12 protein-coding genes are annotated in these 15,543 nt (G+C 40.9%); all 12 read left to right on the top strand.

The features are described 5' to 3' along the window. The first annotated feature begins 4 nt into the window (after window positions 1-4). On the top strand, window positions 5-358 hold the full coding sequence (locus tag MF646_RS06040; RefSeq protein WP_250095602.1) for a c-type cytochrome: 354 nt from the start codon (window positions 5-7) through the stop codon (window positions 356-358). A 245-nt stretch (window positions 359-603) separates the two neighbouring features. Further along, on the top strand, window positions 604-1,290 hold the full coding sequence (gene ftsE, locus MF646_RS06035; protein ID WP_250095601.1) for a cell division ATP-binding protein FtsE: 687 nt from the start codon (window positions 604-606) through the stop codon (window positions 1,288-1,290). Next, entirely contained in the window at window positions 1,280-2,173 is an 894-nt protein-coding gene (gene ftsX / locus MF646_RS06030; protein ID WP_250095600.1) for a permease-like cell division protein FtsX, read from the top strand. Before ftsE ends, ftsX begins: the two co-directional genes overlap by 11 nt. An 84-nt stretch (window positions 2,174-2,257) precedes the next feature. Next, entirely contained in the window at window positions 2,258-3,592 is a 1,335-nt protein-coding gene (locus MF646_RS06025; protein WP_250095599.1) for a murein hydrolase activator EnvC family protein, read from the top strand. Window positions 3,593-4,006: 414 nt separating this feature from the next. After that, window positions 4,007-4,183 carry an aspartyl-phosphate phosphatase Spo0E family protein gene (locus tag MF646_RS06020; RefSeq protein ID WP_250095598.1) on the top strand — a complete coding sequence of 59 codons (177 nt, stop codon included), beginning with the start codon at window positions 4,007-4,009 and terminating at the stop codon, window positions 4,181-4,183. Window positions 4,184-4,276: 93 nt separating this feature from the next. Further along, the gene (locus MF646_RS06015) at window positions 4,277-6,349 is read left to right on the top strand and encodes a PAS domain S-box protein (protein ID WP_250095597.1); all 2,073 of its coding nucleotides are present in this window, start codon (window positions 4,277-4,279) and stop codon (window positions 6,347-6,349) included. Between the two features lie 538 nt (window positions 6,350-6,887). Continuing rightward, on the top strand, window positions 6,888-8,357 hold the full coding sequence (locus tag MF646_RS06010) for a S41 family peptidase (RefSeq protein WP_250095596.1): 1,470 nt from the start codon (window positions 6,888-6,890) through the stop codon (window positions 8,355-8,357). A 119-nt stretch (window positions 8,358-8,476) separates the two neighbouring features. Continuing rightward, window positions 8,477-9,664, top strand: coding sequence for a PDZ domain-containing protein (locus MF646_RS06005; protein WP_250095595.1), 1,188 nt, complete (start codon window positions 8,477-8,479; stop codon window positions 9,662-9,664). A gap of 54 nt (window positions 9,665-9,718) precedes the next feature. Next, window positions 9,719-9,943: a DUF2198 family protein gene (locus MF646_RS06000; protein ID WP_250095594.1), complete on the top strand. Its 225-nt coding sequence runs from the start codon at window positions 9,719-9,721 to the stop codon at window positions 9,941-9,943. A 183-nt stretch (window positions 9,944-10,126) separates the two neighbouring features. Further along, complete coding sequence (locus MF646_RS05995) at window positions 10,127-10,354, top strand: DUF2187 family protein (protein ID WP_250095593.1); 228 nt, start codon at window positions 10,127-10,129, stop codon at window positions 10,352-10,354. A 150-nt stretch (window positions 10,355-10,504) separates the two neighbouring features. Next, window positions 10,505-12,487: an excinuclease ABC subunit UvrB gene (gene uvrB / locus MF646_RS05990; protein WP_250095592.1), complete on the top strand. Its 1,983-nt coding sequence runs from the start codon at window positions 10,505-10,507 to the stop codon at window positions 12,485-12,487. Window positions 12,488-12,494: 7 nt separating this feature from the next. After that, entirely contained in the window at window positions 12,495-15,365 is a 2,871-nt protein-coding gene (gene uvrA, locus MF646_RS05985) for an excinuclease ABC subunit UvrA (RefSeq protein WP_250095591.1), read from the top strand. Window positions 15,366-15,543: the final 178 nt, after the last annotated feature.

Raw genomic sequence — 15,543 nt, 5'->3', positions numbered from 1 at the left:
TTTTATGAAAAAGCTATTGCTAGCATTAGGTGTTGTAGTTGCTCTTTCTGCCTGTGGTGGAGGAGACGAAGCAGCTCCTGCAGAAGAAGCTCCAGCTGAAGATCCAGTAGCAGAAGAGGCTGCTGATGAAGCAGCTGGTGAATATGATGCTACTGCGGCACGTGCTTCGTATGAAGCAAACTGCCTTGCTTGTCATGGTGGAAACCTTGAAGGTGGCGGTGGACCGAGATTAGCTGGAGAAGAGCACGATCCGGAGCATATTTATGATGTTATTATTAATGGCCAGAACACGATGCCGGCTATTAACATTCCATCTGAAGAAGCGGAAAATTTAGCGCAATGGATTTCTGCGCAGTAAGAAACATGAACCCATTCTCCTAGAAGAATGGGTTTTTTTAGTGGAAATGACAATATGTTTACACAAAGTGAAATGAAATTGTAACATAAAAGACCAACCCTTTTTATTTTTTAGGTGTTATAATGATGTAGATTACGACAAATGACGCGAAATTTTTTGGAATTTCAACACATGGGTTTGTCGGACAAGCTAGTATCCTGTGTCTTGGTGTTAGCAAAATGAAAACGCAGGGGTGTGATTAATTAGTGATAGAAATGAAGGATGTTTGGAAGGCCTATCCCAATAACGTTAAGGCAATTAATGGGATTTCAATCTCAATTGACAAAGGTGAGTTTGTTTACGTTGTCGGACCTAGTGGGGCAGGGAAATCGACATTTATTAAGTTAATGTACCGCGAAGAAAAACCGACAAAAGGTGACATTTTTATAGATAAAACAAATTTGGCAAAATTAAAGGAAAAAGCCATTCCGAAAATGAGACGAAAGATGGGGGTTGTGTTCCAAGATTTTAAATTGCTTCCGACTCTCACAGTCTTTGAAAATGTGGCTTTTGCACTTGAAGTAATAGAAGAAAATCCAAACGTCATTAAACGAAAAGTGATGGATGTATTGGATATTGTAAATTTAAAAACCAAGGCAAGATCATTGCCGAATGAACTTTCAGGGGGAGAGCAACAGCGAGTTGCGATTGCAAGAGCGGTTGTGAACAGTCCTGAAGTACTAATTGCTGATGAGCCGACAGGAAACTTAGACCCGGATACAGCTTGGGAAATTATGGACATCTTAGATGACATTAATCATCGAGGAACAACTGTAATCATGGCAACACATAACAAAGACATTGTTAACACAATTAAAAAACGAGTGATTGCTATTGAAAATGGACGAGTTGTCCGAGATGAAGCGAGGGGGAGCTACGGTTATGAAGCTTAGAACCCTTGGACGGCATGTTCGCGAAGGGACAAAAAATTTAGGTCGTAATGGCTGGATGACATTTGCTTCGATTAGTGCAGTGGCAGTAATGCTGCTTGTTGTCGGAGTCTTTCTTTTGTTAATTATGAACGTCAACAATGTTGCTTCAACGATTGAAGATGATGTTGAAATTAAAGTGTATGTTGAATTAACTGCATCAGAAGAACAGCAGCAAGAACTGCTTGAAGAAATGGAGCAGCTTCCAAATATAGATAGCATTACGTTTGTTGGTAAGGAAGAAGGACTAAACCAGTTAATCGATAGTTTAGACGAAAGTGGAGAAGTGTTTGAATCGATTCGTGAAGAAAATCCGCTTAATGATGCGTTTGTTGTGCGCGCGATTAACCCGCAGTTAACCGAGCAGGTTGCAAGTACAATTGAACCGCTTGCGCATGTTGAGCGTGTTAATTATGGAAAAGATTTTATTGAACGTTTATTCGCTGTAACGGATTTTGTGAGAATGGTTGGACTCATTCTCGTCGTCGGTATGATGTTTACGGCCATGTTTTTGATCGCCAATACTATTAAACTAACAATTGTAGCGAGAAAACGAGAGATTCAAATTATGAAACTCGTAGGAGCAACAAATGGATTCATTCGCTGGCCATTTTTTGTCGAAGGAATGCTTCTAGGGGTGCTCGGATCATTGATTCCAATCTTAATTACCGTATTCGGCTACTCGTATTTAGTAACGAACTACGGAGCAAGAATTGAAATTCTCTTCTTCTCACTCGTACCTCCATTTCCATATGTGTGGCAAATTGCAGGCTTGTTAGTAGTGATTGGTGCCTTTATCGGTGTATGGGGAAGCATGATGTCCGTTCGTAAGTTTTTAAAAGTGTAAATAAAACGGTGAACCAGTGAGGCAATTGTCTCACTGGGTTTCAGACCGTTTCATGATTGTAGATAATTAAGGGGGAGCGACTGGATGAAAAGGAAAGTAGGACTTATAGCTGTTGCTGTTCTATTAACTGTTGGTTCTTTTGGATGGGGACCATTTAACGAAACAGCGTCAGCAAACTCAGAACTACGTAACAAAATTTCTGACGTTGAACAAGAACAAGCAGAAAATCGTGATCAAGCTCAAAAGACACAGGCAGAATTAGATAAGCTTGCATCGGAAATGAAAGAGCTAACAGATGAAATTGAAAAGATTGATCACGAAGTAGCGGAAACGAATCAAAAAGTACGCGAGAAACGTGCTGAAATTGAGGAAGTACGTGAGACGATCGAAGAATTACAAGAGGAAATTGCTATTTTAGAAGAGCGGATCGCTGAACGTGATGAATTGTTAAAAGAGCGTGCGCGTTCGATGTATCAATCAGGCGGACAAATTAATTACATAGAAGTCATTCTTGGTGCACAAAGCTTCAGTGATTTCTTAGACCGTGTCAGTGCATTAACTGTTATTGCCCAGCAAGACCGTAATATCCTAGATGCTCATATTGCTGACCATTATGCATTAGAGGAAGCAAAAGAACAAGTTGAGATTCAACTTGAGAAATTAGAAGGGCATTTAGAACAGTTAGAAACATTAATGGCAGAGTTAGAGGCACAACGCCAGCAAAAAGATAGAGTCATGAAACAGCTTGAACAAAAAGAAGGCGAGCTTCACGCAGACCTAGGCGCATTAGAAGATGAAGCGGGAATTTTGCGTGCGCAAGAACGAGCGCTTAAGCAAGAGTTAGCGGAGTTTGAAGCAGCTGAGGAAAGACGTAAGAAAGCTGAAGCAGAGGCTCAGGCACAAGCTCAAGCATCACGAAGTGGTTCTAGTTCAAGCAGTTCTAGTTCAAGTGGAAGTTCATCTAATGGATCATCACAAGTGCATAGTGCACCACCTGTAACGAACTCTGGTTTTATGCGTCCGGCAACAGGAACGATTACGTCTCAATTTGGCCCGCGTGCGACATTTGGCGGACGTATGCATTACGGGATTGATATTGGTAAAAACGGTCGTACTGGTGATGTGCCAGTTGTAGCTGTGCAAGATGGAACAGTCGTACGTTCTTACTATTCATCTAGTTATGGAAATACTGTAATTATTGCACACCAAGTAAATGGACAACTTGTAACTACATTATATGCGCATTTAGAAAACCGTGAAGTATCAAACGGACAGCGTGTGTCGAAAGGACAACGTTTAGGAATGATGGGAAATACTGGACAATCATTTGGACCACACCTTCACTTTGAAGTACATGAAGGTGGTTGGAATGGTGCGAAGTCAAATGCGGTTGACCCATTACGTTATATTCCACGGTAATTAAATATTGAAACATGAAGAGGGTGACATTGAGTCACCCTCTTCGGTTTTAAAAATAGCCCCGATTTGAGAGGGAATTGAAGATGGAAAGATCACTTTTTCAATTCTCTCTGATTTGGGGCTTTTTATATTCGATTAACGACTGGTTTAAGAATAGGCCAAATTTAAATGGTTCAGGGTTCAAGTTATAAAATTAGTCCTTTAGACTTATATTTAGTATAGGAGACAGCAACAATAGTATGGGATGTGTGTTGCTAAAGAAATCTTAGCTAGGAATACTTTCCTAATGATTGATAATAATTGTCTCTAAGTCACTGAAAAATAAGAGTGTGCGGTGATATACGTTAAAAGACTTTTTACAGATAATAATCTTAGCAAGACAAATAATGTCATTTTCTAGGAGTTGTAGCAACTATGAATCAGTTAGTTATATATGAGAATTTAGAAGAAGAAGTAGAAGTAGTCAGACAAAGTATGGTGTTGGCTGGTTTGGAATTTGGATTAAACCATCATTATACGATTGAATTGAGTACGGAGCTTGATAGATTGCTCAATGAGTTGTTTTTCCATACTAATACATGCAACAGCTAATTAAATCTTACTATCAAATGTTTAACTATAGATGAGTTAATTATTATTAAGAAGTTAATTCCCCCTGTATGATGGGGAAGGAGAGACGAAAAAATGTTCCAATTTATTAATGATCTTCTTTCAAAAGATATAGGAAGTATGTTCAAAATAGTTAAAGATATCTTTGACACCCTTCATGAGATGGTTGTCCTCATGGAAGTCCATAACGATACGTTTCGCTATGTTGCAATTAATAAGAAAGCCTATGAGCTTCTCGGCATTGGAGACGAAGTAATCGGGAAAACGTTAGAGGAATCAAGACCTGAAGCTGCTGTGTCTTTTATCAAACCGAAGTATACGCAAGTATTTCAAACGAAAAAACCATTCGTATTTGAAGAAAAATTTGTTGTAAATGGTGAAAATCAGTTTGGTGAGACCTCGCTGACGCCAATTTTTCTACAGGAGGGTGAGTGCCGCTATATCCTCGCAATTAGCAGAGATATTACAGATCGAAAAACAAGGGAAAGAGAGATGCTCGCAGCGAACAAACGCATAAAGGAAAGCGAACAACGTTTCAATTCTCTTTTTTATGAAAATGAAGACGCTGTGTTTGTAATGGATGTAGACGGGTACTTTAGTGAAGCGAATGCGGTAGTAAAAAAAATGATTGGCTATCGAAAAGGGGAATTCCTTCATCGTCACTTTATTGAATTTTTGGAAAGTGAAAATCAACAAGAGGTATTGGCTTATTATGAAGAAGTGCTCCAAGGAAAATCAATTAGTTATGAAATTCAAGTTCGGCATAAACGTGGATATCTACTCGACTTGAAAATACAAAATATTCCTATGACCGTTGATGGAGAAGTTGTTGGTGTGTATGGGATTGCCAAAGATATTACAAAAGAGAAGCGTACGAAACGGGAAATGAAAGAGATAAGAGAAGAGCTTCAGCTAATTTGGGACAATACTTCTGAAGCCATATATACAATTTCTAAAGAAGGAGTCATCCAAAACGCCAATCCGGCGTTTGAATCTATGTTTGGCTGGAGTATTGATGAGATCAAGAGTCAATCAGTGCCAGCACTCTTTTTGGATCCAGAGACTGAGCACGAGAAATCGTACTTAGAGTTGTTAGCAAAAGGGGAAGACGTAGTAAATGTTTCAACAAGGAAGAAGCGAAAAGACGGAAAGGCAATCGATGTGCTTGCTTCGTATCGACCGGTTCATAATGAAGAGATTAGTCTCATAGGAACATACCGAGATATAACCGATGCACAAAAAGTACAACAAAAGCTAATACGAAGTGAAAAGCGCTACCGCAAGTTAGTTGAATTATCCCCAGAACCTATTGTGGTTCATAGTAATGACAGAATCGTCTATATCAATCCATCGGGTGTTGCCTTTTTCGGGGGGCAGCATGAAAATGATCTTTTAGGAAAGTCGATCTGGGAGCTGATACAACCTGACTCCATCCAAAAGATAGAGGAGAGAATTTCCTGGCTTATAGAAAATGACAATGACGAGGAAACGACAGAAAGTGCAGATTTGCATTTTAGAAGGTTAGATGGCAAATCTACTATGGCTGAAGTGACGTCTGTGTCTGCTGAGTATAATGGTCAACCAGCAATTCAATCTGTTTTACGAGATACGACGGAACGAAAGCAATATGAAGAACAGCTTGAATACCTTGCTTTTCACGATCCACTTACTGGCCTTGTAAATAGACGAATGTTCAATGAGTTGATTGATCAATCTCTTGAAGAGGCAAAGCGATATGAAGGCGCACTGGCCGTTATGTACCTTGATATGGACAAGTTTAAAAACGTTAATGACCAGTTAGGTCATGATGTCGGTGATGAAATTTTAAAGCAATTTGCAAAAAGATTAGAGGAAAACATCCGAGATAGTGACATCGCTTGTCGAATAGGAGGGGACGAATTCCTTATTCTGTTAAAAAGAACGGAAGGTAAGAAGAAGGAAATCAGTTCCATTGCTAAAAGGATTTTCAAGTCGCTTCAACAACCGTATTTTATTCAAGAGAACACTCTGGTTATGACATCAAGTATTGGAATCGCTATGTATCCTGGAGATGGACTGAGTTCGAAGACTCTAATACGAAATGCCGATCATGCATTATATGAAGCAAAAGAAACGAGAAATAGTTTCAAGTTTTATAAAGATAAATAGGATCAAAAGGTGTATTCAATTTGGATACATCATTTTTTTTAGTAGTATGAACTTTTCACTTATTTTCCATAAATCTCCTTATTTTTACACATTATAAACATCCCTTTCGTGGCGACGGTTTTCGTCTTTAGTGTGCTTTGACTTATTTACGATCTTTGACTAAAATGAAGGGAATACGAAAACATAATATAGTAAAAAAAGCATAGGTTAGAATGAAGACACTGAAAAAGGGACAAATCAGAGTTCACTGAAAAACCTCTTGAAAGTGAATCAAGGAAGCCGCAATGGCTACACACGTTGCGCGCCTGCTATGAGAAACCCACTCATAGCAAGCATTTAAAAATTGCAACGGTTTCGCTCATTGTTAGAGGGCACTGAAAAGGTACAAATCAACCTTTTCAATGCCCTCTAGAATAATACTCCGTTTCATGATAAGAAGAGCGTTAAGATTTTTGCCTTCTCCTTTCTATGATCGAAAAACAGGATTGGGTTGGCTGCGATAATTGAAGTTGTAGATATAGTGGGAGTTGATAAGGATATGAACAAAAGACAGATTCTTATGATCGTAGCAGCCGTATTAGTATTAGGTGCATTTGGTTTTTATTTCCAGACAGGGCAGCCTAGTGTTGAAACGGATACCGCTGCATCAGATGTATCAGAAAATGGAGGACAAGCAGAATCCGAACTGACGGAAAAGGGGCTTTTAGATAAGTTCCAAAAAGCTTTAGGAATTATTCATGAACAGTATGTCGATGAAATAAGTGAGCAAGAGTTATATGAAGGAGCGATTGAGGGGATGCTCCGGACATTAGATGACCCTTATTCCGTTTATATGGACCAAGAAACGGCAACTCAATTTGTTGAGTCACTTGGATCGCATTTTGAAGGAATTGGGGCAGAAGTCAGTATGACAGACGGGAAAGTAACCATTGTTGCTCCTTTCCGTGAGTCACCAGCAGAGAGGGCTGGACTTCAGCCAAATGATAAAATCATTGAAATTGACGGAGAATCAATTGAAGGTCTGTCATTGTACGAAGCCGTCCTGCAAATTCGCGGCGAAAAAGGGACCATCGTTAAGTTAACGATTGAAAGAGCTGGGCAAAGTGAACTGTTTGAAATTCCAGTCGAGCGTGGCTTGATTCCGATTGAAACGGTCCGTTCTGATGTCATTGAGCGTGACGGGAAGTCGTTAGGTTTGCTTGAAATTACGTCATTCTCCGAAGATACAGCTGATCGTTTTAAAGAGAAGCTAGAAGCGCTTGAAGACCAAGGAATCGATGGATTGCTTATCGATGTGCGTGGAAACCCTGGTGGTTACTTGAATGCGGTAGAGGACATTGGGAAGCTTATTATTCCTGGTGGAACACCAATAGTTCAAATTGAAAATCGTGAAGGTGAAAAAATTCGTTATATGTCCAATTTAGATGAGCGAAAGCCATACCCAATTATCGGATTGACCGACCGTGCTTCTGCATCGGCATCAGAAATATTATCAGCTGCTTTAATTGAAGGCGGAGGGTATGATGTTGTTGGAGAGCAAACGTTTGGAAAAGGCACGGTTCAACAAACGATTCAGTTAGGTGATGGTAGTGAGTTAAAACTATCGTTGTTTAGATGGTTAACATCAGCTGGGAATGATATTAATGGAGAAGGTGTGAAGCCGACCGTTGAAGTCAAGCAGCCAGATTACTTCTACACAGCACCCATTTCGATTGGAGAAGAAGGCGAGTTGCGTCTTGATATGATGAGTGAGCAAATTAAAAACGCTCAAGTCATGTTAAAAGGTCTTGGACATGAACCCGGTAGAACAGACGGCTATTTTAGTGAACAGACGGAAATTGCCGTCATTGCCTTCCAACGTTCCAATGACTTAGATCCTACTGGGAAAATTGATGAAGAGACAGCATCGATGATTCAGCAACGTACGGTTGAAATTGTTCGTGAAAAAGAAAATGACCAACAGCTGCAAAGAGCGATTGAGTTGCTACTTGAACAAACGAATGAGTAAAAAAGGATTTTAACGATAAATGTCGAATGAAAAAGGTACATCCTTCGCGCAAAGAAGGATGTACCTTTTTGCATAAATGTGATACGTTAAAAGGAAGAATAGTTGAAGGAGATACAACTATGCTAAATGACATTTTACAAAGTATTGGAATCCTTTTAGTCTATTTTTTAATTAACCCCCTATTGTATATAGGTCTGTTTGCTGTGTATTTATTTTCTGGACATCGCGTAAAAAAAGAACGACTCTCGTTTCATACGAGAGTGTATGGGCGAATGGCTGATATTACAATTCCATTTTTATCAGCGGTTTTGTTAGGTGTATGTGTATCAATCGTCACGATTGCGTTAGGGCTGACGATTACACTGCCATTTGTTGCGGTGCTTGCAATTATTTATATTATCTTTGCGCTGACAACACAGCTTCGTTGGATCTCGCCGACGTTTGTACTCGGTGCGGTCTTGCTTTTATACGCTTTTGATCCGTTGTTAAGTAAGGTTGAAACGTTTACGCCTTTGTATGACATCTTATCGCAAATTCCTATCTTCGTCCCTGCATCCATCTTAGCGATCATGGCGTTGGCGGAAGGATTTTTGATTCGTATGAATGGACATGTATACACGTCACCATTGCTTGAACGAAGCAAACGTGGTAAATGGGTTGGCATACATTTGGCCAAAAGACTTTGGATGGTCCCAATTGTCCTCTTTATACCAGAAGGCATTATTCCTGCTTTCTCGTTTTGGCCTGTCTTAACGGTTGCTGATGTAGGGTTACAACCTGTGCTTGTGCCGTTTTTAATAGGTTTTCAGCAGCGAGTAAGAGGAACACTGCCTCAGATTCAGATTCGGGCGATGGGGCTTCGCGTCATTGGTTTAGGGGTTGGCTTTGCCCTGCTGGCTGTCGGAAGTTATTTCGTTCCTGTTTTAGCAGTTCTGTTAGGTGGACTAGCTATCGTAAGCCGTGAGCTGCTTTTCTATTATGCGAAAAAACAAGATGATAAGCTACCTGCATTTTTCTCAAGCCAGACAAAAGGCTGTATCGTTCTTGGCGTTCTGCCAGGGAGCCCTGCTGAGAAAATGAATATTGTCGTCGGGGAAACGATTGTTAGAATTAACGGTCAAGAAGTATTTGATCAAACAAGCTTTTATGAAGCACTTCAAATCAATTCAGCTTTTGCTAAAGTAGATGTTCTAAACCATGAAGGAGAAGTACGATTTGCCAAAGGAGCTCTTTATGATGGGGAACATCACCAGCTTGGTGTATTATTAGTAAAAGATGATGCCGATTTGCAAGATTCGATCGTATAGGTCGAATTTTAAAAAAGAAAAATTAGCAAGAGCAAAAGGAGCTTGAACAGACGGATGTTGGACTTAGTCCTTGCCCTCGTCATCCCGTTTCTTTTAATGATTGTTGTCACAAGAGTTACGTTTAGTATACTAGGTGCTTGTATCGTGACTTGGATGATTGTCTTATTTGTTTTACAAATTCATCAGCAATCATGGTTTGTTGGGGTGCTGGCCATAATCTCATTTATTGTGGGCTTAATCGTTGCAAAAAAAAGATTAACGCACAAACAAGGAATGTAATAGAGAAGGTGGTGTCTTGGGACACCGCCTTTTCTCTTTTTTTCGGGAATATTACGTAAAGTGTGCTCAAAATGGAAAAACTAGTAATCTGTAAAAAATAACTTGATCATGTAGAATAGTCATTTTAAACTAAAAAGGATACTTAAAAAGATACAATACTAAGTGGAAAAGAGGAATTTGTTTATGGCTTTTGAAAAGGAAGAGAAAATAAATGAAAATGCAGCCGTGCTAAATGAAAAAATCATTTATGATGGCCTGGAAATGAAAGTAATTGCTGTGTATAACAATAGTGTCGCGGCAGAGTTTTTGGAGTTCCCTGTAAAAGGAAGAGAAGCAGATTTTCCTTATTCAAGAACAGCTGTGAACCATAAGAACTACAAAAGAACACACGAGATTTTAGAAGGAAAATAAATAGTAAACTAGAAACCTCAGAGATCTACGTTGATCTTTGAGGTTTTTTATAAAAAATAGTAAAACAGACGTTCGTATTATTTGCTTTGTAACTGGTAGTCTATGGTATAATACTTCTACTTATGAACAGTTCGTTGGGAGGTAGTCGGTTTGAGTGAGACGTTTGAGTTGGTATCAGCCTATCAACCGCAAGGGGACCAGCCTGAAGCGATCAAAAAGATTGTGGAAGGTTTGAAAAAAGGAGAGAAGCATCAAACATTGTTGGGGGCAACAGGAACGGGAAAAACGTTCACGATGTCGAACGTAATTAAAGAGGTGAACAAGCCTACGTTAATCATGGCTCATAACAAAACTCTTGCCGGTCAGCTCTATAGTGAGTTTAAGGAATTTTTTCCTGACAACGCCGTTGAATACTTTGTCAGCTACTATGATTACTACCAGCCGGAAGCGTATGTGCCAAGTTCGGATACTTTTATTGAAAAGGATGCAAGCATTAATGACGAAATTGATAAGCTTCGTCACTCTGCAACGAGTGCGTTATTTGAGCGTAACGATGTCATTATTATTGCCAGTGTCTCTTGTATTTACGGCTTAGGGTCACCAGAAGAATACCGGGAACTCGTTGTATCCCTCAGAGTTGGGATGGAGATGGATCGAAATGAGTTGCTTCGTAAGCTAGTTGACATTCAGTACGATCGCAATGATGTTAATTTTACGCGTGGAACATTCCGTGTGCGAGGCGATGTTGTTGAGATTTTTCCAGCTTCACGTGATGAGCAGTGTATTCGTGTTGAGTTTTTTGGTGATGAAATTGATCGGATGACAGAAGTTGATGCCCTTACAGGAGAAATAAAAGGGGAGAGAAATCATATTGCGATCTTCCCAGCATCCCACTTCGTTACACGCGAAGAAAAATTGAAAAAAGCAATCGCGAACATTGAGGTTGAGCTCGAGGAACGGTTAAAAGAGCTGCATGAAGAAGGGAAGCTGCTGGAGGCGCAGCGCCTAGAGCAACGGACGCGCTATGATATAGAGATGATGGCAGAGATGGGGTTTTGCTCAGGCATTGAGAACTATTCACGCCATCTAACGCTTCGTGAAGCCGGGGCAACGCCATATACGCTTATTGACTTCTTCCCAGAGGATTTTTTGCTTATTATGGATGAGTCGCATGTGACGGTTCCTCAAGTAAGAGGAATGTACAATGGGGACCGTGCTCGAAAAGAGGTCCTTGTTAATCACGGCTTCCGCTTGCCATCAGCGCTTGATAACCGTCCTCTTCGGTTTGAAGAGTTTGAGAAAAAGGTCCATCAAGCTGTATACGTATCAGCAACGCCTGGGCCTTATGAACTTGAACATACACCGAAAATGGTTGAGCAAATCATTCGTCCTACCGGCTTGCTTGATCCGACGATTGATGTTCGTCCAATTGAAGGACAGATTGATGATTTAATCGGAGAAATTCACGCTCGTGTCGAACGCAATGAACGAGTGCTTGTCACAACGTTGACGAAAAAAATGTCCGAGGACTTAACCGATTATTTAAAAGAAATAGGCATTCGTGTGCGCTATTTGCATTCGGAAATCAAAACGTTAGAGAGGATCGAGATTATTCGACAGCTCCGGATGGGAACGTTTGATGTACTCGTTGGAATTAACCTGCTGCGTGAAGGTCTCGACATTCCGGAAGTATCGCTTGTCGCCATTTTAGATGCCGATAAAGAAGGATTTTTACGTTCCGATCGTTCTCTGATTCAAACGATTGGTCGTGCTGCACGAAATGCAAATGGGCATGTCATCATGTATGCAGACAAAATAACAAAATCAATGAACGTAGCATTAGAAGAAACAAAACGTCGTCGCTCGATCCAAGAAGAACATAATGAAAAGCATGGCATTACACCAAAGACGATTCAAAAGAAAATTCCAGACGTCATTCAAGCAACATTGGTTGCGGAAGACGATGGTAAAGAAAACTATACAGCTGCACCAGCACAGAAGCTGAATAAGAAAGAAAGACAAGCGATGATCGAACGAATGGAAAAGGAAATGAAGGAGGCCGCGCGAGAATTGAACTTCGAGCGTGCAGCTGAACTTCGTGACCTCGTTCTTGAATTAAAAGCGGAAGGGTGAGGAAACGGTGGCATTAGAGAATATTGTAGTAAAAGGAGCGCGCTCCCATAATTTAAAGAACATCGACGTAACCATTCCACGTGACAAGCTCGTTGTGTTAACAGGCTTGTCGGGTTCTGGGAAATCGTCGCTTGCGTTTGATACGATTTATGCGGAAGGACAGAGGCGTTATGTCGAGTCACTCTCTGCATATGCTCGCCAGTTTCTAGGACAAATGGATAAACCAGATGTCGATGCCATTGAAGGCTTATCACCTGCCATTTCTATCGACCAAAAAACGACAAGCCGAAACCCTCGTTCTACGGTCGGTACCGTAACGGAAATTTTTGATTACTTGCGTTTGTTGTATGCTCGAATTGGGAAACCGGTTTGTCCGAAGCATGGAATCGAAATTGAGTCCCAAACGATTCAGCAAATGGTTGATCGTCTCGTTGAATATCCTGAGCGGACGAAAATGCAAATCCTTGCCCCGCTTGTTTCAGGTCGTAAAGGGACGCATGTAAAAGTACTAGAAGACATGAAAAAGCAAGGTTATGTTCGCGTTCGTGTTGACGGAGAAATGCGTGAAATCGCGGAAGAAATTGAGCTCGATAAAAACAAAAAACATAGCATTGAAGTCGTTATCGACCGAATTGTCATTAAAGAAGGAATCGAGACGCGCTTGGCGGACTCTCTTGAGTCAGCACTTGCGTTAGTGGATGGACGTGTGCTTGTTGATGTCATTGGCGAAGAGGAACTGCTGTTTAGTCAGCATCACGCTTGTCCTGAGTGTGGCTTTTCGATTCCAGAGCTTGAGCCGCGAATGTTTTCATTTAACAGTCCATTTGGAGCATGTCCCTCATGTGATGGCTTAGGGTCAAAGCTTGAAGTTGATATAGATCTACTCGTTCCAGATCGTGCCAAATCACTAAAGGAGCATGCCATTGCGGCATGGGAGCCAACGAGCTCACAGTATTATCCGCAGCTTTTGGAAGCGGTGTGCGAACATTATCAAATTGATATGGATATACCTGTTGAACAAATTTCCGAAGCTCTGTTTGATAAAGTTTTATACGGGAGTGGGAAAGAGCGAATCTATTTCCGCTATGAAAATGAGTTCGGCCAAATTCGCGAAAACCTCGTCCTATTTGAAGGGGTCGTCAACAATGTCGCCCGCCGCTACAAAGAAACAAGCTCAGATTATATTCGTGAGCAAATGGAAGCATATATGACGCATAAGCATTGTCCGACTTGTAAAGGATACCGTCTGAAAAAAGAAGCGCTTGCTGTCTTTATCGGCGGTCAGCATTTAGGGCAAATCGCTTCCCTTTCTGTTAAGGATGCGAAGGTGTATTTTGAACAACTTGAGTTATCAGAAAAGGATATGGCGATCGCACGCTTAATTTTAAAAGAAATCAATGATCGTTTAGGGTTTTTAATAAACGTAGGTTTGGACTATTTGTCATTGAGCCGCTCGGCAGGTACATTATCCGGGGGAGAAGCTCAGCGAATTCGTCTTGCCACACAAATCGGTTCTTCGTTAATGGGCGTTCTCTACATTTTAGATGAACCATCGATTGGATTGCATCAACGCGACAATGACCGCTTAATTGAAACGCTAGAACATATGCGTAATTTAGGAAATACATTAATTGTCGTTGAGCACGATGAAGATACAATGCTTGCAGCTGACTATATTATTGATATCGGTCCAGGCGCAGGTGTTCATGGCGGGCAAATTACCGCACAGGGCACACCAGAAGAAATTATGAAGGATGACAATTCATTAACAGGTCAGTACTTATCGGGAAAAAAATTCATCCCAGTTCCAAATGAAAGAAGACAATCAGATGGACGTTCATTTAGTGTGAAAAAAGCGAGCGAAAACAATTTAAAAAATGTTTCTGTAACCTTCCCGCTGGGCGTTTTTATGGCGGTAACGGGAGTATCAGGCTCTGGGAAAAGTACACTCATCAATGAAATTGTTTATAAATCGTTAGCACAAAAACTCCACAGAGCAAAAGAGAAGCCTGGCAAACATAAAGAGATCGTTGGACTAGATCAAATTGATAAAGTGATTGAGATTGATCAATCTCCAATTGGACGGACGCCTCGGTCAAATCCAGCTACATACACGGGGTTATTTGATGATATTCGAGATGTATTTGCACTTACGAATGAAGCAAAAGTGAGAGGCTACAAAAAAGGACGCTTTAGCTTCAATGTAAAAGGCGGACGCTGTGAGGCATGCCGTGGAGATGGAATTATTAAAATTGAAATGCATTTCTTACCTGATGTGTATGTTCCATGCGAAGTTTGTGAGGGCAAGCGCTACAACCGTGAAACGCTAGATATCACGTATAAAGGCAAAACGATCGCTGATGTTTTGGCAATGACAGTTGAAGAAGGATTAGAGTTTTTCGCCAACATTCCAAAGATCAATAGAAAGATTCAAACTCTTGTTGACGTAGGACTAGGCTATATCCGGCTTGGTCAACCAGCAACGACATTATCTGGTGGGGAAGCGCAGCGTGTGAAACTAGCCTCTCAACTTCATAAACGTGCCACAGGCCGGACGATTTATATTTTAGATGAGCCGACAACCGGCCTTCATGTCGATGACATTGACCGCTTATTAAAAGTTTTGCAACGCCTCGTGGATAATGGGGATACTGTCCTTGTTATTGAGCACAATTTAGATGTGATAAAAACGGTCGACCACATTATTGACTTAGGACCTGAAGGTGGCGACAAAGGCGGACAGCTCGTCGCACAAGGTACACCAGAAGATGTTGCAGCAGTCGAAGGCTCTTACACAGGAAAGTACTTAAAACCGATCTTGGAGCGGGATAAAGAACGGATGGATCAGCTAGTTAGGGAGAAAGAGCTGACAACTTGATGTTTAGGCGTGAGCGAGTAAGGTGCTCACGTCTTTTTGGTTGTATGTTTGTAGGGAGTGGGTGAAAGATAATGAAGGGAGATAAGAGGCATCTGAGTACTTAAAAAAGTGACAGTGTCAAAGTAGGGTTTTCGAGGAAGAAAGGCAATGGCTCCGCACGCCGTACGCCTTTTGAGAT

Origin of the sequence: Halalkalibacter alkaliphilus, assembly GCF_023555415.1 — a bacterium.
Taxonomy (GTDB): Bacteria; Bacillota; Bacilli; order Bacillales; family Bacillaceae_D; genus Halalkalibacter; species Halalkalibacter alkaliphilus.
The sequence above is the reverse complement of the archived record's forward strand: the minus strand, read 5'-3'. Positions and strand labels throughout refer to the sequence as shown.

Coding starts and splice junctions, on each gene's coding strand:
- MF646_RS06025 (WP_250095599.1), top strand. CDS start 2,258: ATGAAAAGGAAAGTAGGACTTATAGCTGTTGCTGTTCTATTAACTGTT.
- ftsX (WP_250095600.1), top strand. CDS start 1,280: ATGAAGCTTAGAACCCTTGGACGGCATGTTCGCGAAGGGACAAAAAAT.
- MF646_RS06020 (WP_250095598.1), top strand. CDS start 4,007: ATGAATCAGTTAGTTATATATGAGAATTTAGAAGAAGAAGTAGAAGTA.
- MF646_RS06000 (WP_250095594.1), top strand. CDS start 9,719: ATGTTGGACTTAGTCCTTGCCCTCGTCATCCCGTTTCTTTTAATGATT.
- MF646_RS06015 (WP_250095597.1), top strand. CDS start 4,277: ATGTTCCAATTTATTAATGATCTTCTTTCAAAAGATATAGGAAGTATG.
- MF646_RS05995 (WP_250095593.1), top strand. CDS start 10,127: ATGGCTTTTGAAAAGGAAGAGAAAATAAATGAAAATGCAGCCGTGCTA.
- MF646_RS06010 (WP_250095596.1), top strand. CDS start 6,888: ATGAACAAAAGACAGATTCTTATGATCGTAGCAGCCGTATTAGTATTA.
- MF646_RS06040 (WP_250095602.1), top strand. CDS start 5: ATGAAAAAGCTATTGCTAGCATTAGGTGTTGTAGTTGCTCTTTCTGCC.
- MF646_RS06005 (WP_250095595.1), top strand. CDS start 8,477: ATGCTAAATGACATTTTACAAAGTATTGGAATCCTTTTAGTCTATTTT.